Raw genomic sequence first — 20,237 nt, forward strand, 5'->3', positions numbered from 1 at the left:
GGGTGGGTGGGCGTCACCCGGGGGGGGGGGGGGGGGGGGGGGGGGTGGGGGGGGGGGGGGGGGGGGGGGGGGGGGGGGGGGCCGGGCGGGGGCGGGGGGGGGGGGGGCCGGCCCCCCCGCCCCCCCCCCGCCCCACCCAGCCCCGCGGCGTCAGCCGTCCAGCTCCGCGAGGAAGTCCAGCGACGCCGCCCAGGCCCGCTCCGCCGCCTCCTCGTCGTAGTCCGGCAGCTCCGGGTCGGTGAACAGGTGCCCGGCACCCCGGTAGCGGTGCACCTCCACCTCCGCACCGGCCCGTCGCATCCGCAGGTACCAGGCGTTCAGCCAGTCCTCGGGCTCGAACGGGTCCGGCTCCGCGATGTGCAGCTGCACCGGGATCTCGGTGGCCGCGTCCTCCCGCAGGTCCGAGGTGCCGTGCAGGAGCAGCAGCCCGCGCGCCTTCTCGTCGGCCAGCGCCAGGTTCTGCGCCACCGCGCCGCCGAGCGAGAAGCCGGCGTACACCAGCCCGCCCTCGGAGACCGGCGCGACCGCCGTCACCGCCCGCCGCAGCAGCTCGTCGCGGCCGCCGAGCTCCTCCTGGAACTCCTGCGCCTCCTCGACGGACTCGAAGGTCCGCCCGTCGAACAGGTCCGGCGTGTGCACGGTGTGCCCGGCGGCGCGCAGCCGGTCGGCGGCGGCGCGCACGGCGGGGCGCAGCCCGTAGGCGGAGTGGAAGAGGACGATCTGGGCCACGGTTCGGGTCCTTCACCAGGGGGGTCAGCTACCCGTCCATGATCCCGCATCCCCCACCGGGCCCCTCGCTCCGCGTCCGGCTACGACACCACGTCCTTGCGCGCGAAGCCGCGGAACGCCAGCGCCAGCAGCACCAGCGCGTACGAGAGCGACAGCGACACCCCCTGCACCATGCCGCCCCACTCCAGCTGCGGTTGCAGGGCGTCCGCCCAGGCGTACTGCCAGTGCGCCGGCAGCCACTCCCGCAGGTCGCCCAGCGCGGTGACGGCGTCCAGCACCCCGGTGATGATCGAGGCGAACACCGCGCCGCCGACCGCGCCCAGCGGCGCGTCGGTGGCCGTGGAGAGCCAGAACGCCAGCGCCGCGATCACGATCTCGCCGAGGAACACGAAGGCCACCGCGATGGCGATCCGGGGCAGCGCCTGCCCGGCCGGCAGGCTGACCCCGGCGGGCAGCTTGAGGTCCCCCCAGCCGTACGCCGCCGTGCCGACGACCAGTCCGATCGCGGGCAGCATCACCACAGCCACGGCCGAGAACAGCAGCCCGACCGCGAACTTGCGGGCCAGCAGCCGGGCCCGGGGCACCGGCGCGGCCAGCAGGTAGCGCAGCGAGGACCAGCTGGCCTCGGAGGCGACGGTGTCCCCGCAGAACAGCGCGACCGGGATGACCAGCATGAAGCCGGTGCCGACGAACAGCATGGTGACCGCGAAGTTGGCCCCCGAGGCGGTGGCCAGTTCGATGAAGCTGGTCCGGTCCGGACGGCCCGGGGTGCCGCCGATCTGGAACGCGGCCAGCAGGACGAACGGCATGGCGGCCAGCACCGCGCCGATCACCAGCGTGCGGCGCCGGCGCAGCTGCCGCATCGCCTCCACCCGCAGCGGCAGTGTCCGGCTCGCCCGGTACCCCTCGGCGTGGTCCATCGACTCCGCCGGGTCCTGCGACCCGGCGCGGTCCGTCGCGACGACGCTCACGCTCCACCTCCGATCAACGACAGGAACGCGTCCTCCAGCCGCCGCTGCGGCCCGGCGCTCTCCACCGGCACCTCCAGCCGCACCAGTTCGGCCAGCAGCTCGCTGGCCGCGAGCCCGTCCAGGCGCACCAGCAGTCCGCCCTCGACGGCCTCCACCGAGCCGACCCCGGCCAGCGCGCCGACCTTCTCGACCACCGGCACCGGGTCGTACGGGCCGGCGACGCCGATCACCAGCAGCTCGCCGGCGCCCACGATGTCCCCGACCGGGCCGGCCGTGACCAGCCGCCCGCGGTCCATCACCACCAGGTCCGTACAGCTCTGCTCGACCTCGGAGAGCAGGTGGCTCGACACGATCACGGTCCGCCCGCCGGCCGCGTACCGGATCATCACCTCGCGCATCTCGCGGATCTGCGGCGGGTCCAGCCCGTTGGTCGGCTCGTCCAGGATCAGCAGGTCCGGCATCCCGAGCATCGCCTGCGCGATGGCCAGCCGCTGCCGCATGCCCTGCGAGTACGTGCGCACCGCGCGGTCCAGCGCCTCGCCGAGCCCGGCGATGGCCAGCGCCTCGTCGAGGCGCGCGTCCGCCTCCGGCCGTCCGGTCGCCTGCCAGTACAGCCGCAGGTTGGCCCGCCCGGTGAGGTGCGGCAGGAAGCCCGCGCCCTCCACGAACGCCCCGACCCTCGACAGCACCGGCGCGCCGGGCCGCACCAGGTGCCCGAAGATCCGGATCTCCCCGGCGTCCGGCCGGATCAGGCCCATCAGCATCCGCAGCGTGGTGGTCTTGCCCGCGCCGTTCGGCCCGAGCAGTCCGAGCACCTGCCCCTGCTCCACCCGGAAGCCCAGCTCCCGTACGGCGTAGCGGTCCTGGGCGCCCTTGTAGCGCTTGCTCAGCCCGCTGATCCGCAACGGCACCGCGGCCAGCTCCGGGTCGAAGCCGGGCCCGTCGGCGGTCCGCCGGCGGCGCAGCCGCGGCGCCAGCACCAGGGCGGCGGCGGCCAGCACGGCGACCACCGGCAGCACCCAGGTGCGGGAGGGCAGCGGCGCCGACTCGGTGACCAGCTCCTCGACGGTCGGCACGGTGACCGCCCCGGCCGGCGCCACCCGGTAGGTGGCCGGCTCGACCGGCGAGGCGTACGCGAGGTCGGTGCTCGCCAGCACCAGCCGCACCCGGTGCCCGGCCGGGAAGGTGTGGTCCACGGTCGGCAGCGCCACCGTGACGGTCCGTCCGGCGTCCGCGCCGGTGACCCGCAGCGGGGCGGCGAGCTGCTGCGGCAGCACCGCCTTGCCGTCCGGGCCGACGTCGTACAGCTTGGCGAAGAGCACCGCGTCCGGCCGGTCCGCCGTCACCCGCACCGGTACGGTCGGCTGCCCGGTCAGGTGCAGCGGCGAGTCCAGCGGCGCCGAGTCGAAGGCGGCGTTCTGCCCGGGGAAGTCCAGCGACAGCCCGGCGCCCAGCGAGGCCGCCTGGCTGAGCGCGCCGACGCCGGGCAGGGTCGAGATCCCGGGCGGGGCGCCGCCGGGCGGGTTGGCGAGGGTCTGCTCGCCGCCCGTCAGCTCGACGGTCCGCGAGCCGGTCCCGCCCAGTCCCGGGTACCGGTCGGCGCTGGCCCCGCGCAGCACGGCCTGGAAGCCGGTCGAGTCCACCCCGCCGGTGCGGGTGACCCGAAACGCGGCGCCGGTGTCGTCGCCGAGCCCCTTCAGATGGTGGTCGAACCAGGCCGTCACCCGGTCGTCGACCCGCGCGGAGGTGTCCGTCCCGCCGTCGTGGCCGCCGGCGAACCAGTCCACCGCCACCGGCGCGCCGTTGGCGGCCACCGCCCGGGCGATGCGGTCCCCCTGGTCCAGCGGGAACAGCGAGTCCTGCTGCCCCTGCACCACCAGCGTGGGCGCCTTGAGCCGCTCCGCCACCGAGGACGGGCTGGAGCGCTCCAGCAGTGCGACGGCCTCCGGATCGGCGTGTCCGGCGGTGGCGACCCGGTCGTACATCCGGCAGAGCGACTCCAGGAACCGCCCGCAGCCGACCGGCCCGTCCTCCTTCGGCCCCGGCCCGGCGTTCTCCCGCGGCGCGCCGCCGGACGGCCCGAGCTCCCCGGCCGAGCCGGTGGTGAAGAAGATCCCGGCCCACAGCTTCTTGAACACCCCGTCCGCGGCGTCCGAGCCCCGCACGCCCTGCGGGAACAGCGCGTCGGCCAGGTTCCACCAGGTGATCTGGGTGGCCACCGCGTCGATCCGGGGGTCGTAGGCGGAGGCCAGCAGCGAGACCGCCCCGCCGTACGAGGCACCGGTGATGCCGACCTTCGGGTCGCCGGCCGCGTCCAGCCGCACCTCGGGCCGCTGGGCCAGCCAGTCCACCAGGTGCCTGACGTCCTCGACCTCGCGGTCCGGCGCGTTCAGCCCGATCCGGCCGCCCGAGTGCCCGAAGCCGCGTGCCGACCAGGTCAGCACCGCGTACCCCTGCCGGGCCAGCTGCTCGGCGCGCTCGCGCTCGCCCTCCTTGGAGCCGCCGAAGCCGTGCGCCAGCAGCACCGCCGGGCGCGGACCGCCGCCGGTGGTGAAGAAGGAGGTGTCCAGCTGGACCTGCTGGGCGCTGCCGGGCGTCTCCGGCATGCTGAGGAAACGGTCCTCCTGCCGGACCGCCCGCTCACCGCCGGACGCCACCGTCGCGGTGCCGGCCGCGGCCACCGCCACCAGGGCCACCGCCCCGGCCAGCAGCCTGCGTCTCACCGATGTTCCCCGGGCGCGCCAGCGACGCCATGCCCCACCGAACTCCATGGCCGCTGATCGTATCGGCCGTCCGGGTAGGCGTCCGATAAAGCCGCCACACCGTTTGACCCTTTTCACCCCGGTCTGCCCGAGTATCGTACGGCGCATGCCCTGGCCGCTGATCTCGCTGCTCGCCACCGTCGCCGCCACCCTGGCGGTCGGCTGGACCGTCGACCAGGCCCTCCAGCGGATCGCCGCCCGCCAGCCCTCGGCCCCGGTCTGGCCGCTGCTCCGCCGCTGCCGGGTCCCGCTCCAACTCACCGTCGTGTCAGGCCTGTTGCTCGCCGCCAAGCCGCTCTAGCGGACCTTCCGCCTGAAGCACGACGACGGCGCGCACCATCTGCTCCTGCTGTTCCTGCTCGCCGCGCTGGGCTGGCTCACCGTCCGCGTGGTGGCCGCCGTCCTGGAGGCGCTGCTCGGCCGCTACGAGACCCGGGTCGACGACCCGGCCCGGATCCAGCGGGTGCGCACCCAGATCAGCATGCTGCGCCGGGCGGTCAACGCGCTGATCGTCGTGGTCACCGCGGCCGTGATGCTGCTGACCTTCTCCGCCATGCGCACCATCGGCGCCAGCCTGCTCGCCTCGGCGGGCATCCTCGGCATCGTGGCCGGCATCGCCGCCCAGAGCACCCTGGGCAACTTCTTCGCCGGCCTCCAGATCGCCTTCGGCGACACCGTCCGGATCGGCGACACCGTGGTGGTGGACGGCCAGCAGGGCACCGTCGAGGAGATCACCCTCACCTACCTGGTGGTCCGGCTCTGGGACTACCGCCGACTGGTCGTCCCGGTCTCGTACTTCGTCAGCAGGCCCTTCGAGAACTGGACCCGCCGCGACCCCGGCCTGCTCGCCGCCGTCCTGCTCCACCTCGACCACACCACCCCGGTGGACGAACTGCGCGCCGCCCTGCGCGCCCGGCTCGACCGGCACCCGCTCTGGGACGGCGCCGAGTGGGCCCTGCAGGTCACCGACACCACGCCCAGCACCATCGTGGTCCGCGCCACCATGACCGCCCGCACCCCCGACGACGCCGCCCAGCTCCGCTTCGACATCCGCGAGCAGCTCATCGCCCACCTGCGCGACGAGCACCCCCAAGCCCTCCCGCGGCTCCGCACCACCGACACCTGACCGGCACCCCGGGAAGCAGGAGTTCCCCGCACCCCGACCGGGGCACGGGGAACCGCGGCGAACGCCTACAGCACCCGGGTCATCGTCCGGTGCGGGATCCCGGCGTCGTCGTACACCGGCCCCTGCGCCACGTACCCCAGCCGCTCGTAGAACCCGAGCGCCCCCACCTGCGCGTGCAGCTCGACCTCCACGGCCCCGCGCCCGGCCCCCGCGGCCTCGACCGCCCGGACCAGCTCGGCGCCCAGCCCCGTCCCCCGGGCCGCCGCGACGACCGCGAGCCGCCCGAGCAGCACCCGTCCCTCGACGCCCCCGGTGAGCTCGCGCGCCTGCTCCCCGAAGATCAGCCGCGCCGTCCCGACGGCCCTGCCGTCGGGACCGATCGCCAGCAGGTGCTCGGAGGTCCCGTCGAGGTCGTCCCACTCCTCGTCCTCGGGGATCCCCTGCTCCACGATGAACACCTCGCGCCGCACGCCGTGCACCAGCGCCAGGTCCGCCTCGCCCTCGGCGACCCGGACCGTCACCCCCGCCGCGGTCACGTCAGCTCTCCGCCGCGATGACGTCCAGCGCCTTGCGCAGGTCGTCCGGGTACTCGCTGGAGAACTCGACCCACTGCCCGTCCGCCGGGTGCTCGAAGCCGAGCGACACCGCGTGCAGCCACTGCCGGGTCAGCCCCAGCCGCTTGGCCAGCGTCGGGTCGGCGCCGTACGTCAGGTCGCCCACGCAGGGGTGGCGCAGCGCGGACATGTGGACGCGGATCTGGTGGGTGCGCCCGGTCTCCAGCTTGATCGCCAGCAGCGACGCGGCCCGGTACGCCTCGATCAGGTCGTAATGGGTGATCGACGCCTTGCCGTCCTGGGTGACGGCCCACTTCCAGTCCGAGCTGGGGTGCCGGCCGATCGGCGCGTCCACCGTCCCGCTCATCGGGTCCGGGTGGCCCTGCACCAGCGTGTGGTAGCGCTTTTCGGTGATCCGGTCGTGGAACTGCCGCTTGAGGTCGGTGTAGGCGCGCTCGGACTTGGCGACCACCATCAGCCCCGAGGTGCCGACGTCCAGCCGGTGCACGATGCCCTGGCGCTCGGCGGCGCCCGAGGTGGAGATCCGGTACCCGGCCGCGGCCAGTCCGCCGATCACGGTGGGGCCGGTCCAGCCCGGGCTGGGGTGCGCGGCGACGCCGACCGGCTTGTCGACCAGCACGATGTCCTCGTCGTCGTGCACGATCCGCATGCCCTCGACCGCCTCGGCGACGATCCGCACGGGGGCCGCCGGGGCGGGGATCTCGACCTCCAGCCAGGAACCGGCGGTGACCCGGTCCGACTTGCCGGCCACGGCGCCGTCGAGCGTCACCTTGCCGTCGGCGGCCAGCTCGGCGGCCTTGGTCCGGGAGAAGCCGAACATCCGGGCCAGGGCGGCGTCGAGGCGCTCGCCCTCCAGGCCGTCGGGTACGGGGAGGCTGCGGATCTGCGCTGCGGTACTCACCCGTACGAGTATGCCGGAAACGCGGCCCTCCCCCGCCCGCCGGTGGCCGGGCCGGCCTCCGGGGCCGGTCCCCGGCCTGCTTCCCGACGGCTACTTCCCGGCCTGCTCCGCCTTGTCGGCCTTGTCGGCCAGCTGGTGGACGGTGCCGTCCGGGTTGCTGCCCCGGAAGGAGAGCAGGACCACCAGGATCCCGCCGCAGACGATCGCCGAGTCCGCGAGGTTGAAGACCGCGAAGTGCTGGACGGAGATGAAGTCCACCACGTGCCCGCGGAAGACGCCGGGCGAGCGGAACAGCCGGTCGGTGAGGTTGCCGAGCGCCCCGCCGAGCAGCAGCCCGAGCGCGATCGCCCAGGGCAGGCTGTACAGCCGGCGGGCGATCCGCCAGATCACCACGATGACGGCGGAGGCGATCATCGTGAAGACGACGGTCAGCGCCTGCCCAATCCCGAAGGCCGCGCCCGAGTTGCGGATCACCTGGAGGGTGACCACGTCCCCGACCACCTTGATCGCCGCGTGGTTCTCCAGCCGGGCGACCACCAGCAGCTTGCTGCCGAGGTCGATCAGGAAGGCGAGCACCGCGACGACCAGCAGCACGCCGACCCGCCGCGGACCCCTGGGCCGCTCGGCCTTCGCCTCGTCCACGGACGCGGACCCGGACTCCCGGGCCGGCTCGGTCGGCTCGGCCACGGGCACCTCCACGGCATCGGCGGGGGACGGGACGGCGTCGTCCCGGGTGTGGGGGGAACCTTGCGTACTGATGATCCGCTCCGCTGCCGATGGAGCTCCCCCGGTCCGCAGGAGGGGGAGGGTGGTGGGCCGGTGACTACCTGCCCGCGTTCGCGAACGCGTCAGGCGACGTTACTCGGGCGACGATACGGGGTCGAGCGTACGGCAAGCCCGACCCCCCGCGTCGCCCCGGTCGCCCGGGTCAGCGGCGTTCCTGCTTGGCCTTGCACTGCACGCAGAGCGTCGCCCGCGGGAAGGCCTGCATCCGGGCCTTGCCGATGGCCTGCCCGCAGGACTCGCAGGTGCCGAACCCGACGCCCTCCAGCCGCTCCAGCGCGCGCTCGGTCTGGGCCAGGCTGTCCCGCGCGTTGTTGGCCAGCGCCAGCTCGCTCTCCCGCGAGATGTTCTTCGTACCGGCGTCCACCTGGTCGTCGCCGGCTCCGTCGTTGGAGTCGCGCATCAGGCCGGAGATGGCCGCCTCGGCGGCGTCGATCTCGTTGCGGAGCCGCTCCAGGTCACTGATCAGCTCGTCGTGCAGCTCGTGGACCTCCTCGGTGGTCCACGGCTCCTCGCCGGGCCGGACCGGCAGCGTGGCCGGGTCCACCGACTCGGCGCCGCGCGGTGCGGTGACGGTGTCGGTGCTGCTCTTGGATGCGGTAGTGGTCACGGTCCCCTCCCCTGGGTCGACCGCCACGGCCTTGCGTGCCCGCTTGGTGGCGGTGCCCGCGCCGGTTCCCTTCTCAGCCATGGCTTTCGACCCCATCTACGAACGAATCGAGCCGCCGGTTCCCGGCGGCTTCCAGTGCCGGAACGATAATCCCGATCAAAACCGGTCACAACCTGACATACCGACGCCCCATGACGATCCCACCCAGGCAGCCGCCCCAACCGTCCCGCCCCGTGTGCCCATGGATTTGTGCCCAGATCGACTCCGGCTAACCTCCGCCGCCGAACGCCCCCGGACCGGCCGCCCGAACACCCGCCCGAGCAGCCGCGGGCCGCCCGCCGGAAACGGTTTGGACAAACCGACTCGCCCGGCCGATACACTGGCCCTGCAAGGCGCAGATGGGACGAGTACCGACGTACGCAGCCACCAGCGACCCGGGGACGGTGCGAGCCCGGGGGTGTGCACGGCGGGAAGATCACCCCGGAGCCGCCGGAAGAACGGCCGCCGCGATGCCGCGGTGGCCCACTAGACCCGGCAGCAAGCCCAAACAAGAGGGCCGCGAACGCAGCACCGCGGCCAAGGAGGGTGGTACCGCGGGACGGCCGGGCCGTCTCGTCCCTCCGGAGGATCCAGTCCCAGCATCCGCCGGAGGTAGACGCCGCGATGGCCAGCTCCCAACCCGCCACCCACCACCACCCTTCCGACGACGCACCGCGTGCGACCGCGCTGTACCACCCCGTCCCCGCGCAGGTGGATCTGCCTGCCCTGGAGCACCGGATCCTGTCGTTCTGGCAGGACAACAAGATCTTCCAGCGCAGCCTGGAGCAGTCCGAGGGCCGCCCCGAGTGGGTGTTCTACGAGGGCCCGCCCACCGCCAACGGCATGCCGGGCGCCCACCACATCGAGGCCCGCGTCTTCAAGGACGTCTTCCCGCGCTTCCGGACCATGAAGGGCTACCACGTCGCCCGCAAGGCCGGCTGGGACTGCCACGGCCTGCCGGTCGAGCTCGCCGTCGAGAAGGAGCTGGGCTTCTCCGGCAAGCAGGACATCGAGGCGTACGGCATCGCCGAGTTCAACGCCAAGTGCCGCGACTCGGTGACCCGCCACACCGACGCCTTCGCCGAGCTGACCACCCGGATGGGCTACTGGGTCGACCTCGACGAGGCCTACCGCACGATGGACCCGTCGTACGTCCAGTCCGTCTGGTGGTCGCTCAAGCAGATCTTCGACAAGGGCCTGCTGGTCCAGGACCACCGGGTCGCCCCCTGGTGCCCGCGCTGCGGCACCGGCCTCTCGGACCACGAGCTGGCCCAGGGCTACGAGACCGTGGTCGACCCCTCGGTCTTCGTGCGCTTCCCGCTGACCAGCGGCCCGCTGGCCGGCCGGGCCTCCCTGCTGGTCTGGACCACCACTCCGTGGACCCTGGTCTCCAACACCGCCGCCGCCGTCCACCCCGAGGTCACCTACGTGGTGGCCACCGACGGCGACGAGCGGCTCGTCGTCGCCGAGCCGCTGGTCGCCAAGGCGCTCGGCGAGGGCTGGGAGACCACCGGCGAGTCCTTCACCGGCGCCGAGATGGAGCGCTGGGCCTACCGCCGCCCCTTCGACCTGGTCGAGATCGAGGACGCCCACTACGTCCTCAACGCCGACTACGTCACCACCGAGGACGGCACCGGCATCGTCCACCAGTCCCCCGCCTTCGGCGCGGACGACCTCGCGACCTGCCGCCGGTACGGCCTGCCGGTGGTCAACCCGGTGCTCGCCGACGGCACCTTCGCCCCCGAGGTCCCGCTGGTCGGCGGCCAGTTCTTCAAGAAGGCCGACGAGGCCCTGGTCGCGGACCTCAAGGAGCGCGGCCTGCTCTTCCGCCACCTGCCGTACGAGCACAGCTACCCGCACTGCTGGCGCTGCCACACCGCGCTGCTCTACTACGCGCAGCCGTCCTGGTACATCCGGACCACCGCCGTCAAGGACGCGATGATCCGCGAGAACGAGGCCACCAACTGGTTCCCGGACACGGTCAAGCACGGCCGCTTCGGCGACTGGCTGAACAACAACATCGACTGGGCGCTCAGCCGCAACCGCTACTGGGGCACCCCGCTGCCGATCTGGCGCTGCGAGGAGGGCCACCTCACCTGCGTCGGCTCGCTGGCCGAGCTGTCCGAGCTCACCGGCACCGACCAGAGCGGCCTCGACCCGCACCGCCCGTACATCGACGCGGTGACCTTCGACTGCCGCGACTGCGGCGGCACCGCCACCCGCGTGCCCGAGGTCATCGACGCCTGGTACGACTCGGGCTCGATGCCCTTCGCCCAGTACGGCTACCCGTACCGGAACAAGGAGCTGTTCGAGAAGCGCTACCCGGCGCAGTTCATCTCCGAGGCGATCGACCAGACCCGCGGCTGGTTCTACACGCTGATGGCGGTCGGCACCCTGGTGTTCGACAAGAGCAGCTACCAGAACGTCGTCTGCCTGGGCCACATCCTGGCCGAGGACGGCCGCAAGATGTCCAAGCACCTGGGCAACATCCTCCAGCCGATCCCGCTGATGGACCAGCACGGCGCCGACGCCGTCCGCTGGTTCATGGCGGCCGGCGGCTCGCCCTGGTCGGCCCGCCGGGTCGGCCACGGCACCATCCAGGAGGTGGTCCGCAAGACCCTCCTCACCTACTGGAACACCGTCGCCTTCCAGGCCCTGTACGCCCGCACCTCGAACTGGGCGCCCTCGGCGAGCGACCCGGCCCCGGCCGACCGTCCGCAGCTGGACCGCTGGGTGCTCTCCGAGCTGAACACCCTGGTCCGCGAGGTCGACGCGGCCTACGAGGCGTACGACACCCAGCGCGCCGGCAAGCTGCTGTCCGGCTTCGTCGACGACCTGTCGAACTGGTACGTCCGCCGCGGCCGCCGCCGCTTCTGGCAGGGCGACGCCGCGGCGCTCGCCACCCTGCACGAGGCGCTGGAGACGGTCACCCGCCTGATGGCCCCGCTCACCCCGTTCATCACCGAGCGGGTCTGGCAGGACCTGGTCGTCCCGGTCGCCCCGGAGGCCCCGGCCTCGGTGCACCTGGCCACCTGGCCGGAGGCCGACGAGTCGCTGATCGACACCGAGCTCTCCCGGCACATGGCGCTGGTCCGCCGCCTGGTCGAGCTGGGCCGGGCCACCCGCGCGGAGTCCGGCGTGAAGACCCGTCAGCCGCTGTCGCGCGCGCTGGTCGCCGCCCAGGGCTGGGAGGAACTGCCCGCCGACCTGCGCGCGCAGATCGCCGAGGAGCTCAACGTCGCCGCCCTGGAGTCGCTGGCCGAGGTCGGCGGCTCGCTGGTCGACACCAGCGCCAAGGCCAACTTCCGCGCGCTGGGCAAGCGCTTCGGCAAGGGCGTGCAGGACGTCGCCAAGGCGGTCGCCGCCACCGACGCCGCCCGCCTGGCCGCCGAACTGCGCGCCACCGGCGAGACCTCGGTCGAGCTGGACGGCGCGACGATCACCCTCTCCCCGGACGAGGTGGTCATCACCGAGACCCCGCGCGAGGGCTGGGCCGTCGCCAACGAGTCCGGCGCCACCGTCGCCCTCGACCTGGCCATCACCCCGGAGCTCAAGCGCCTCGGCATCGCCCGCGACGCCATCCGCCAGATCCAGGAGGCCCGCAAGAACTCCGGCCTGGACGTCGCCGACCGCATCGTCCTGCGCTGGCGCGCCACCTCGGAGGAGACCGCCGAGGCCGTCGCCGAGCACGGCCCGCTCGTCGCCGAGGAGGTCCTCGCGACCGACTTCGCCGCCGGCGCGGCCGACTGGGACTCCGAGACCTTCGCCGACGAGTCCCTCGGCCTCGCGTTCCAGCTCCGCAAGGCCTGACGCTCCGCCACGAAGCCGCCGTCGCCCCCGGGGTGACGGCGGCTTCGTCGTATCCGCCCACGTCCCACGCCCGCCCCGGCTCCCGTACGCCCCCTCCCGGTTCCACGCGCCCCGCGCTGCTCCACCGAGCGCGCCCCCCGCCCTGCCCGCACGCCCCCTTCCCCCGACGCAGAAGGGCGCCCCCTCCCCGACCCGTGGGTCGGAAAGGGGGCGCCCTCGAAAGGCCCTGCTACAACCTCAGTTGTCGCCGTCCTCGTCGATCAGGAAGCCCCGCATCGGCGCGGGAGCCTGCTGCATCGGCTGCGGCGGCTGCGGACGGACCGCCGCCATCGGCTGGGTCATCCCGGCCGGCTGCATCTGCGGAGCACCGCTGTTGCCGCCGCTCGACTGCCCGCCGAAGCTCGGCGCCGAGGAGTTGCCGCCGAAGGAGCCGTTCCCGCCGAAGGACGGCGAGTTGCCCCCGAAGGACGGCTGGTTGCCACCGAAGCTCGGCGCGCCACTGCTCATCGCACCGGCACCGGCCGGAGCCATCGACGAGGCCGCCGGCGGCAGCGACGCGGTGGCGGGGATCCGCGGCGGGGCGAGCGAGTCGTCGGCCTGCGACTCCAGCTGGCGCAGCTGGGTCTCCAGGTACGACTTCAGACGCGTGCGGTACTCACGCTCGAACGCCCGCAGGTCCTCGACCTTGCGCTCCAGCGTGGCCCGCGCCGACTCCAGGGAGCCCATCGCGACCCGGTGCTTCTCCTGCGCGTCCCGCTCCAGCGCGTCGGCCTTCGCACGGGCGTCGCGCTCCAGACCCTCGGCCCGGCTGCGCGCCTCGCCGACGATCTTGTTGGCCTCGGAGCGGGCCTCGGAGATCGCCTGGTCGGCGGTCTGCTGGGCGAGCGCGAGCACCCGGGCGGCGCTGTCGCCACCGGGGCCCTGCTGCTGCATCGGGGCGCCCATCGGGCCGCCCATCTGCTGCGGGCCGCCCATCGGGCCACCCATCGGCTGCATCTGCTGCTGGCCCATGCCCTGGCCCATCGGGTTGCCCATCTGCTGCGGGCCACCGGGGCCGCCCATGGGCTGCAGCATCTGACCGCCCATCGGCTGGACCAGCTGCTGCTGGCCGCCCATGGTCTGGTTCATCTGCTGCTGCTGGCCGCCTCCGGCGGGAAGCTGCGGGGCGGAGCCGGCGGGCAGGCCGAGGGGCTGGTTGCCCATCTGCTGCTGCGGGCCGCCGGGGCCCATCTGCTGCGGACCACCCGGACCCATCTGCTGCGGACCGCCGGGACCCATCTGCTGCGGGCCGCCCGGACCCTGCTGGCCGGGGACCGGAGGACCGGATATGGCGGCCGGCACGGGGGCGCCGCCCTGGCGGGGGGCGTCCTGCTGCGGCTCCTTGCGCAGGTTGGCCTGGTTCTGCGCGGCGGCACGAGTCGCGGCGGCCAGCTTGGCGCGCAGGTCCTCGTTCTCCCGGAGGAGGCGGGTCAGCTCCGCCTCGACCTCGTCGAGGAAGGCATCGACCTCGTCCTCGTCATAGCCTTCACGCAGGCGGACGGTCGTGAACTGCTTGTTCCGAACGTCCTCGGGGGTCAATGGCATCTCTTCACCTCAACGTGATCGTCGGCACACCGGCATCCTGTCGCATCGCTCACCTACGACTAGGGGTGCACAAGCGAGATCAGGACATACACAATGATCATCAGTACGAAGAAGGACAGGTCGAGCGCCACGCCCCCGAAACGCAACGGCGGAATGAGCCGCCGAAGAAGCTTGAGCGGCGGATCCGTGACAGTGTACGTGGCCTCCAGGACCAGGACCATGGCCTTGCCGGGCCGCCACGAACGCGCGAACTGGAAGACCCAGTCCATGACCAGTCGTACGAGCAGGAACACCAGGAAGACGGTCAGGGCGTAGTAGAGCACCGCCCACACGATGTCCATCGCGTTTCCCTCTCCCCGGTCCCGATCCCTCGGGCCTGCCGCTCGTCACCTGTCGCTAAACCACTGTTGATCAGATCCACACGTAAAGTCGTGGCCGGGTCAGCTCTGGTTGAAGAACCCACCCTCGGCGATCCGAGCCTTGTCCTCCGCCGTGACATCGACGTTAGCAGGCGACAGCAGGAACACCTTCTGTGTCACGCGCTCGATACTGCCGTGCAGACCGAAGACGAGTCCAGCGGCGAAGTCTACGAGGCGCTTCGCGTCGGTGTCGTCCATCTCGGTCAGATTCATGATCACGGGGGTCCCGCCGCGGAACTGTTCCCCGATGGTACGGGCCTCGTTGTAGGTCCGGGGGTGCAGCGTGGTGATGCGGTAGGGCTCTCGTTCGTTCACGACCTTGGGCATGATCACCGGTGCGCTCTTCTCCAGGTTTTGGCGACGTTCGGGTGTGATGGACGACACGGGTGCCATCCTCGGAGTCTCCTGTCGGATCGGCACCGCCGCGGGCACCGGCTGCGGGGTGATGGAGGAGACCGGGGCGGGCGCGGCGGCCGCGGGAGCCGGTGCCGGCCGGGGGATGTCCTCGGTCCGCTGGCCCGTCCGGATCGGTTCGGGATCCGCGTCGTAGTCGTCGTCGGGGTCGTACCCCTGGCCGTCGTACGTCTCGTCCTCCACGAGGCCGAGGTAGACCGCCATCTTGCGCATTGCGCCGGCCATGCTCCTGTCTCCTCCGCTCATAGCCACCTCGCTGACGCTCGGTGGCGGCTTCGCGATGCGCGCGCCTTCTGGTGGTCGCCCGCTTCGCTCGCTCCGTACGGACCGGCTCCGGCCCGGGCCGTACGGCCCCGCCTGCGGATTCCGTGGCCCTTCCACGACGGCGTGTCAGCCCGACGGCCGGTCAGAGTGCGTGGAGCGGGGGCCGCGGAGCTGCGATCCACGGTTCGCTAGCGCTCCGAAGAGCTGCTAGATTCTGTCCTATTTTGTCCTGCTGTCTGATCTACTTACCCGGTGACGTTACCTGAGCGGTGACCTCACTCCGAGGACCGCCGTTCCGACGCGCACATGTGTCGCTCCGGCGGCAATCGCCTGCTCAAGGTCGCCGCTCATCCCTGCGGAGACCATGGTGGCAGCCGGATGGTCCGCCCGTACGGCGGATGCGATTTCCGCCAGCCGATCGAAGGCGCGGGCCGGGTCCCCGGCCAGCGGACCGGCCAGCGGAGCGACGGTCATCACACCGTCCAGCCGCAGCCCGGGCGTGTCGGCGATCGCGTCGGCCAGTTGCGCGACGTCCTCCGGCGCGACCCCCGCCCGGTGTTCACCCTCCCCGTACGCCTTGTCCAGTGCCACCTGCGCCAGGCAGCCCAGCTCCGGGCGCTCCGCCTTGAGCACCGCCGCGGAGAGCGAGCCGACCAGCCGGAGCCGGTCCACCGAGTGCACGTGGTTCGCGTACCGGACGACCGAGCGGACCTTGTTGGTCTGCAGCTGGCCGACGAAGTGCCAGTCAAGAGGAAGGTTTCTGCACTGCTCCGCCTTGGGGGCGGCGTCCTGGTCGCGGTTCTCCGCGACGTCCGTCACGCCGAGTCCGGCCAGCAGCGCGGTGTCCTCGGCGGGGTACGTCTTGGTGACGACGACCAGGGTGACCTCGCTCCGGGCGCGCCCGGCGGCCGCGCAGGCGTCCGCGATCCGGCGCTCGACCACGTCGAGGTTGGTGCCGAGTTCCTCGTACCGGGCCCGCTGGCCCTCCGTCAGCGCGGCGGTGAACCCGGCGCTGCCCGGGAACGGTCCGTAGATGTCGTTCGTCATCAGTGATCAGAGCCCAACCAGACGTAGCTCGCGAGCCGGCCGGTGCGCTGCTCGCGGCGATAGGAGTAGTGATCGGCGGATTCGAGGGTGCAGACCGGTGACCGCACCAGCTCGTTGACCCCGGCCGCGGCCAGCTGGGCCGCGACTCCCTCCGGCACGTCCAGGGCCGGAGTCCCCCAGGACGTCTCGGCGAAGGCCTCCGGCACCACCGCGGCGACCTCGGCGCGCAGTTCGGCCGGCACCTCGTAGCAGCGGCCGCAGACCGCGGGCCCCGTGGCGGCGGTGATCCGCCCGGGCTCCGCGCCCAGGGCGACCATCGCCCGGACGACCGCGGGGACCACCCCGGCCGCCAGCCCGGGCCGGCCCGCGTGGGCCGCGCCCACCACGCCCGCCACCGGATCGGCCAGCAGCACCGGGGTGCAGTCGGCGGTCAGCACCGCCAGCGCGAGCGGCCGGTCGGAGACCACCGCGTCCACCGCGGGGGCCTCGCCGAGCGGCTGGCGCTCGGTCACCACGGCGACCTCGGCGCCGTGCACCTGGTTCATCCACACCACGTCGGCCGGGTCGAGCCCCAGCCGCCGGGCGGCCAGCGCCCGGTTCTCCCGCACGGCCCCGGGGTCGTCCCCCACCGCGCCGCCGAGGTTGAGCTCCCCGTACGGCGAAGTGCTCACCCCGCCCCACCGGGAGGTGAAGGCGAAGTGAGCACCCGCGCGGATCGAGTGATCGATCACTTAAGGAAGTCCGGGACGTCGAGCTCCTCGGCCGGGCTCTCCACGAACGGCTGCCGGGCCGGCTGCACCTGCGGCGGCACCGGGGCGGCGGCGGTCGTGGCGGCCGGGGTCTCGGCGGTCCGGCTCGGCGCGGAGGCCGGGGACTCGCCCTCCGAACGGGACGTCACCGAACCGATGGTCCCGTACGGGCGGCCGGCCGGACGCTCCGGCGCGGCCGGCGGGGTGGCCGGGCGGTCCGGGGTGGTGGACTTGACCACCGGGTCGCGGACGATCGCCGGCGGCTGCCCGCCGTCGAAGCCGGCCGCGATGACGGTGACCCGGACCTCGTCGCCGAGCGCGTCGTCGATGACCGCGCCGAAGATGATGTTCGCCTCGGGGTGGGCCGCCTCGCTGACCAGCTGGGCCGACTCGTTGATCTCGAACAGGCCGAGGTCGGAACCGCCCGAGATGGACAGCAGCACGCCGCGGGCGCCGTCGATCGAGGCCTCCAGCAGCGGCGAGGAGATCGCCATCACGGCGGCGGCCTTGGCGCGGTCCTCACCGCGGGCCGAGCCGATGCCCATGAGCGCCGAACCGGCGTCCGACATGACGGACTTGACGTCGGCGAAGTCGAGGTTGATCAGACCCGGGGTGGTGATCAGGTCGGTGATGCCCTGGACACCGGAGAGCAGGACCTGGTCGGCCGAGCGGAACGCGTCGAGGACGCTGACCTGGCGGTCCGAGATGGACAGCAGCCGGTCGTTGGGGATCACGATGAGGGTGTCGACCTCTTCGCGCAGGGAGGCGATGCCGTCCTCGGCCTGGTTGGCCCGGCGCCGTCCCTCGAAGGTGAACGGACGGGTGACCACGCCGATGGTCAGGGCGCCCAGCGAGCGCGCGATGTTGGCGACGACGGGCGCGCCGCCCGTGCCCGTGCCACCGCCCTCGCCGGCGGTCACGAAGACCATGTCGGCCCCCTTGAGGACCTCCTCGATCTCCTCGCGGTGGTCCTCGGCGGCCTTGCGGCCGACCTCGGGGTTGGCGCCGGCGCCCAGGCCCCGGGTGAGTTCACGGCCCACATCGAGCTTGACGTCGGCGTCGCTCATCAGGAGGGCCTGCGCATCGGTGTTGATCGCGATGAACTCGACGCCCTTGAGACCGACCTCGATCATCCGGTTGATGGCGTTGACACCACCGCCGCCGATTCCGACGACCTTGATGACTGCGAGGTAGTTCTGCGGTGCTGCCACGTCGAAGGCCTCTCGCCTCGAATTTCCGGGTCGGTGCGGCCCGGAGCGGGGCCGTACCGACGGATGTCGATGGGTAGGGAGCCTGGTTTCTGACTGAATGTCCGAAATGCCGACCGCCGACCCCAACCCTAAACTTGACCTTTAGGGTTAGTTCTGTGCCTCCGTCACATCACCAGGAAACACAGTCTGGTGACACAGGACACTAGGTGGCTCCAGGCACGTGTTTCAACGAACACGCCGAGCTTCCCTTTTTCTTTTGAGCCTATGTGATCATCGGCCGGCTTAGGAAACCGGGGGTGACCACCAAGAGTCGGGCCGACACTTCAAGGCGTCAACCCCTCCCTCAGGCAGAGAACCTACCGGATCATCCCGACACCGCCGGCGCCTCGGGCGCCGTCACATCGAAGTTGGTGCCCTTCTGGTTCATCAGCGCGACCAGCACCCGGGCCTTCCGGTCGATCTGCTCCGGACTCCCCCAGCGCACCGTCGCACCCCCGCTGAGCTGCAACTCGATGTCGTCGTACGAGTGCACCAGCACCGAGCCGGCCCGCTTGGCGACCTCCGGCGGCAGCCCGGCGGCCACCGCCACCGCGCCCCGCACCAACTGCGGACGGGAGATCACCCCGTCCACGTCGTTCGCCTGCTGACTGAGTCGCAGCTCGACCACCGGGACGCCCTCCGGCGGGGCCGGTTCGGTGGCGAAGCTCACGCCCCCGGCATCCACCTGGGTGAACCGGCCGTCCTCCCCCTTGACGGCGGCCACCGCCTTGCGCTGGACGACCTTCACCCGCAGGGTGTGCGGCCAGCCCCGCCAGACCTCGGCCCCGGCCACCCGGGGGATGGCCTCCACCCGGTGCCGGACCTCGTCCAGGTCCACGCGCGCCAGCGGCCCCTGACCGAGCCCGCCGACCGCCTCACGGACCTGGTCCGCCGTCAGCCTGTCGTCGCTCGCCCCCTGGACGGCGACGCTGCGCACGTCCAGGACCGAGGAGAGGAACACCAGCCAGGCCAGCACGCCGAGCACCACGGCGCCGAGCGCGCCCAGCACCACGATGCCCCGCCGGGAGAGCCGGAGGCGGGGAGCGGACTCCTCCTCCTCCAGCTCCTCCTCCAGCGGGTCGGCGAGCCGGCCGTCAGCCACGGCGGCGGCCGCCGCGGTGCGCCTGGATCGCCTCGTACACCATGCCGACCAGCAGGTCGTCGGCGTCGCGCCGGCCGAACTCGGCGGCCGACCGGCTCATGTCCCAGAGGCGCTGCGGGTCGGTGAGCACCGGCAGCACGTTCTGGAGCACCCAGTCCGGGGTCAGCTCGGCGTCGTCCACCAGCAGGCCGCCGCCGGCCTTGACCATCGGCTGGGCGTTCAGCCGCTGCTCGCCGTTGCCGATCGGCAGCGGGACGAAGGCGGCGGGCAGGCCGACGGCCGCCAGCTCGGCCACCGTCATGGCACCGGCCCGGCAGAGCATCATGTCGGCGGCCGCGTAGGCGAGGTCCATCCGGTCCAGGTACGGCACCGGGCGGTACGGCGGCATCCCCGGGACGTCCGCCACCTGCGGCAGCTCGTTCTTCGGGCCGACCGCGTGCAGGATCTGCACGCCGTACTGCTGGAGCCGCGGGGCGATCGCGGTGATCGTCTCGTTGAGCCGACGCGCGCCCTGGGAGCCGCCGGACACCAGCAGGGTGGGCAGCCGCTGGTCGAGGCCGAAGTACTGGCGGGCCTCGGGACGGGCGGCGCCCCGGTCCAGGGTGGCGATGGTCCGGCGCAGCGGGATGCCGATGTACCGGGAGTCGCGCAGCTTGCTGTCCGGCGTGGAGACCGCGACGAAGTCGCTGTAGCGGGCGCCGATCTTGTTGGCCAGGCCGGGGCGGGCGTTCGCCTCGTGCACCACGATCGGCACCCCGGCCCGCTTGGCGGCCAGGTAGGCGGGCATCGCGACGTAGCCGCCGAAGCCGACCACGGCGTCCGCGTTGACCCGCTCGATGATCTCCTGGGCGGCCCGGACGGTGCCGCGCAGCCGGCCGGGGACGGTGATCAGCTCCGGGGTGGGCTTGCGGGGCAGCGGGACGGCCGGGATGAGCTCCAGCTGGTAGCCGCGCTCGGGTACCAGCCGGGTCTCCAGTCCGCGCTCGGTGCCCAGGGCGGTGATCCCGACGGACGGGTCGTGCCTGCGGAGGGCATCCGCGAGGGCCATGGCCGGCTCGATGTGACCGGCGGTCCCCCCGCCGGCGAGTACGACATGCACCGA

The 20,237-nt window shown here is 72.9% G+C and carries 18 protein-coding genes; 3 read left to right on the forward strand and 15 right to left on the reverse strand.

Annotated features, from left to right (window positions below):
* Nucleotides 1-150: 150 nt before the first annotated feature.
* From ACIQI7_RS09770 to ACIQI7_RS09780, 3 genes are all read right to left on the reverse strand, one after another.
* Nucleotides 151-729, reverse strand: coding sequence for a dienelactone hydrolase family protein (locus ACIQI7_RS09770; RefSeq protein WP_401107010.1), 579 nt, complete (start codon nucleotides 727-729; stop codon nucleotides 151-153).
* An 80-nt stretch (nucleotides 730-809) separates the two neighbouring features.
* Nucleotides 810-1,649, reverse strand: a complete 840-nt coding sequence (locus tag ACIQI7_RS09775; protein ID WP_401107995.1) for an ABC transporter permease — start codon at nucleotides 1,647-1,649, stop codon at nucleotides 810-812.
* A gap of 47 nt (nucleotides 1,650-1,696) precedes the next feature.
* Nucleotides 1,697-4,471, reverse strand: coding sequence for an alpha/beta fold hydrolase (locus tag ACIQI7_RS09780; protein ID WP_401107012.1), 2,775 nt, complete (start codon nucleotides 4,469-4,471; stop codon nucleotides 1,697-1,699).
* Between the two features lie 97 nt (nucleotides 4,472-4,568).
* On the opposite strand from ACIQI7_RS09780, the gene ACIQI7_RS09785 reads away from it, so the two are divergent.
* Nucleotides 4,569-4,763, forward strand: a complete 195-nt coding sequence (locus ACIQI7_RS09785; protein ID WP_401107014.1) for a hypothetical protein — start codon at nucleotides 4,569-4,571, stop codon at nucleotides 4,761-4,763.
* A gap of 90 nt (nucleotides 4,764-4,853) precedes the next feature.
* A complete protein-coding gene (locus ACIQI7_RS09790; protein WP_401107016.1) occupies nucleotides 4,854-5,588 on the forward strand; it encodes a mechanosensitive ion channel family protein in 735 nt (244 codons plus the stop codon).
* 65 nt (nucleotides 5,589-5,653) lie between these two features.
* On the opposite strand, the gene ACIQI7_RS09795 is transcribed toward ACIQI7_RS09790, so the two are convergent.
* The 4 genes from ACIQI7_RS09795 to ACIQI7_RS09810 form a co-directional block, all read right to left on the reverse strand.
* Nucleotides 5,654-6,124: a GNAT family N-acetyltransferase gene (locus ACIQI7_RS09795; protein ID WP_401107017.1), complete on the reverse strand. Its 471-nt coding sequence runs from the start codon at nucleotides 6,122-6,124 to the stop codon at nucleotides 5,654-5,656.
* A 1-nt stretch (nucleotide 6,125) separates the two neighbouring features.
* A complete protein-coding gene (locus tag ACIQI7_RS09800; RefSeq protein ID WP_387748970.1) occupies nucleotides 6,126-7,064 on the reverse strand; it encodes an RluA family pseudouridine synthase in 939 nt (312 codons plus the stop codon).
* Nucleotides 7,065-7,154: 90 nt separating this feature from the next.
* Nucleotides 7,155-7,751, reverse strand: coding sequence for a signal peptidase II (gene lspA, locus ACIQI7_RS09805; RefSeq protein WP_401107020.1), 597 nt, complete (start codon nucleotides 7,749-7,751; stop codon nucleotides 7,155-7,157).
* Nucleotides 7,752-7,992: 241 nt separating this feature from the next.
* Nucleotides 7,993-8,457 carry a TraR/DksA family transcriptional regulator gene (locus ACIQI7_RS09810; protein WP_387748967.1) on the reverse strand — a complete coding sequence of 155 codons (465 nt, stop codon included), beginning with the start codon at nucleotides 8,455-8,457 and terminating at the stop codon, nucleotides 7,993-7,995.
* Nucleotides 8,458-9,120: 663 nt separating this feature from the next.
* On the opposite strand from ACIQI7_RS09810, the gene ileS reads away from it, so the two are divergent.
* On the forward strand, nucleotides 9,121-12,306 hold the full coding sequence (gene ileS, locus ACIQI7_RS09815; protein WP_401107022.1) for an isoleucine--tRNA ligase: 3,186 nt from the start codon (nucleotides 9,121-9,123) through the stop codon (nucleotides 12,304-12,306).
* A 237-nt stretch (nucleotides 12,307-12,543) separates the two neighbouring features.
* Here ileS and ACIQI7_RS09820 read toward each other — a convergent pair whose 3' ends face one another.
* From ACIQI7_RS09820 to murG, 8 genes are all read right to left on the reverse strand, one after another.
* Nucleotides 12,544-13,890, reverse strand: a complete 1,347-nt coding sequence (locus tag ACIQI7_RS09820) for a DivIVA domain-containing protein (RefSeq protein ID WP_401107025.1) — start codon at nucleotides 13,888-13,890, stop codon at nucleotides 12,544-12,546.
* Between the two features lie 59 nt (nucleotides 13,891-13,949).
* On the reverse strand, nucleotides 13,950-14,231 hold the full coding sequence (locus ACIQI7_RS09825; RefSeq protein WP_030060143.1) for a YggT family protein: 282 nt from the start codon (nucleotides 14,229-14,231) through the stop codon (nucleotides 13,950-13,952).
* A 99-nt stretch (nucleotides 14,232-14,330) separates the two neighbouring features.
* Nucleotides 14,331-14,948, reverse strand: a complete 618-nt coding sequence (locus ACIQI7_RS09830; RefSeq protein ID WP_401107028.1) for a cell division protein SepF — start codon at nucleotides 14,946-14,948, stop codon at nucleotides 14,331-14,333.
* Nucleotides 14,949-15,245: 297 nt separating this feature from the next.
* Nucleotides 15,246-16,034: a YggS family pyridoxal phosphate-dependent enzyme gene (locus ACIQI7_RS09835; RefSeq protein ID WP_401107030.1), complete on the reverse strand. Its 789-nt coding sequence runs from the start codon at nucleotides 16,032-16,034 to the stop codon at nucleotides 15,246-15,248.
* A complete protein-coding gene (gene pgeF, locus ACIQI7_RS09840) occupies nucleotides 16,034-16,765 on the reverse strand; it encodes a peptidoglycan editing factor PgeF (protein WP_401107033.1) in 732 nt (243 codons plus the stop codon). The genes ACIQI7_RS09835 and pgeF overlap by 1 nt, the downstream gene beginning before the upstream one ends.
* Nucleotides 16,762-17,994, reverse strand: coding sequence for a cell division protein FtsZ (gene ftsZ / locus ACIQI7_RS09845; RefSeq protein WP_401107036.1), 1,233 nt, complete (start codon nucleotides 17,992-17,994; stop codon nucleotides 16,762-16,764). Before ftsZ ends, pgeF begins: the two co-directional genes overlap by 4 nt.
* A gap of 364 nt (nucleotides 17,995-18,358) precedes the next feature.
* The gene (locus tag ACIQI7_RS09850; protein WP_401107039.1) at nucleotides 18,359-19,135 is read right to left on the reverse strand and encodes a cell division protein FtsQ/DivIB; all 777 of its coding nucleotides are present in this window, start codon (nucleotides 19,133-19,135) and stop codon (nucleotides 18,359-18,361) included.
* Nucleotides 19,128-20,234, reverse strand: a complete 1,107-nt coding sequence (murG, locus tag ACIQI7_RS09855) for an undecaprenyldiphospho-muramoylpentapeptide beta-N-acetylglucosaminyltransferase (RefSeq protein WP_049649525.1) — start codon at nucleotides 20,232-20,234, stop codon at nucleotides 19,128-19,130. The genes ACIQI7_RS09850 and murG overlap by 8 nt, the downstream gene beginning before the upstream one ends.
* Nucleotides 20,235-20,237 lie beyond the last annotated feature (3 nt).

Origin of the sequence: Kitasatospora sp. NPDC092039, from assembly GCF_044756065.1 — a bacterium.
GTDB lineage: Bacteria > Actinomycetota > Actinomycetes > Streptomycetales > Streptomycetaceae > Kitasatospora.

What these genes read in the sequence shown, in the direction of transcription:
- ACIQI7_RS09775 (WP_401107995.1), bottom strand. Translation starts at nt 1,649, where the DNA reads ATGGACCACGCCGAGGGGTACCGGGCGAGCCGGACACTGCCGCTGCGG.
- ACIQI7_RS09780 (WP_401107012.1), bottom strand. Translation starts at nt 4,471, where the DNA reads ATGGAGTTCGGTGGGGCATGGCGTCGCTGGCGCGCCCGGGGAACATCG.
- ACIQI7_RS09785 (WP_401107014.1), top strand. Translation starts at nt 4,569, where the DNA reads ATGCCCTGGCCGCTGATCTCGCTGCTCGCCACCGTCGCCGCCACCCTG.
- ileS (WP_401107022.1), top strand. Translation starts at nt 9,121, where the DNA reads ATGGCCAGCTCCCAACCCGCCACCCACCACCACCCTTCCGACGACGCA.
- ACIQI7_RS09820 (WP_401107025.1), bottom strand. Translation starts at nt 13,890, where the DNA reads ATGCCATTGACCCCCGAGGACGTTCGGAACAAGCAGTTCACGACCGTC.
- ACIQI7_RS09825 (WP_030060143.1), bottom strand. Translation starts at nt 14,231, where the DNA reads ATGGACATCGTGTGGGCGGTGCTCTACTACGCCCTGACCGTCTTCCTG.
- ACIQI7_RS09830 (WP_401107028.1), bottom strand. Translation starts at nt 14,948, where the DNA reads ATGGCCGGCGCAATGCGCAAGATGGCGGTCTACCTCGGCCTCGTGGAG.
- ACIQI7_RS09835 (WP_401107030.1), bottom strand. Translation starts at nt 16,034, where the DNA reads ATGACGAACGACATCTACGGACCGTTCCCGGGCAGCGCCGGGTTCACC.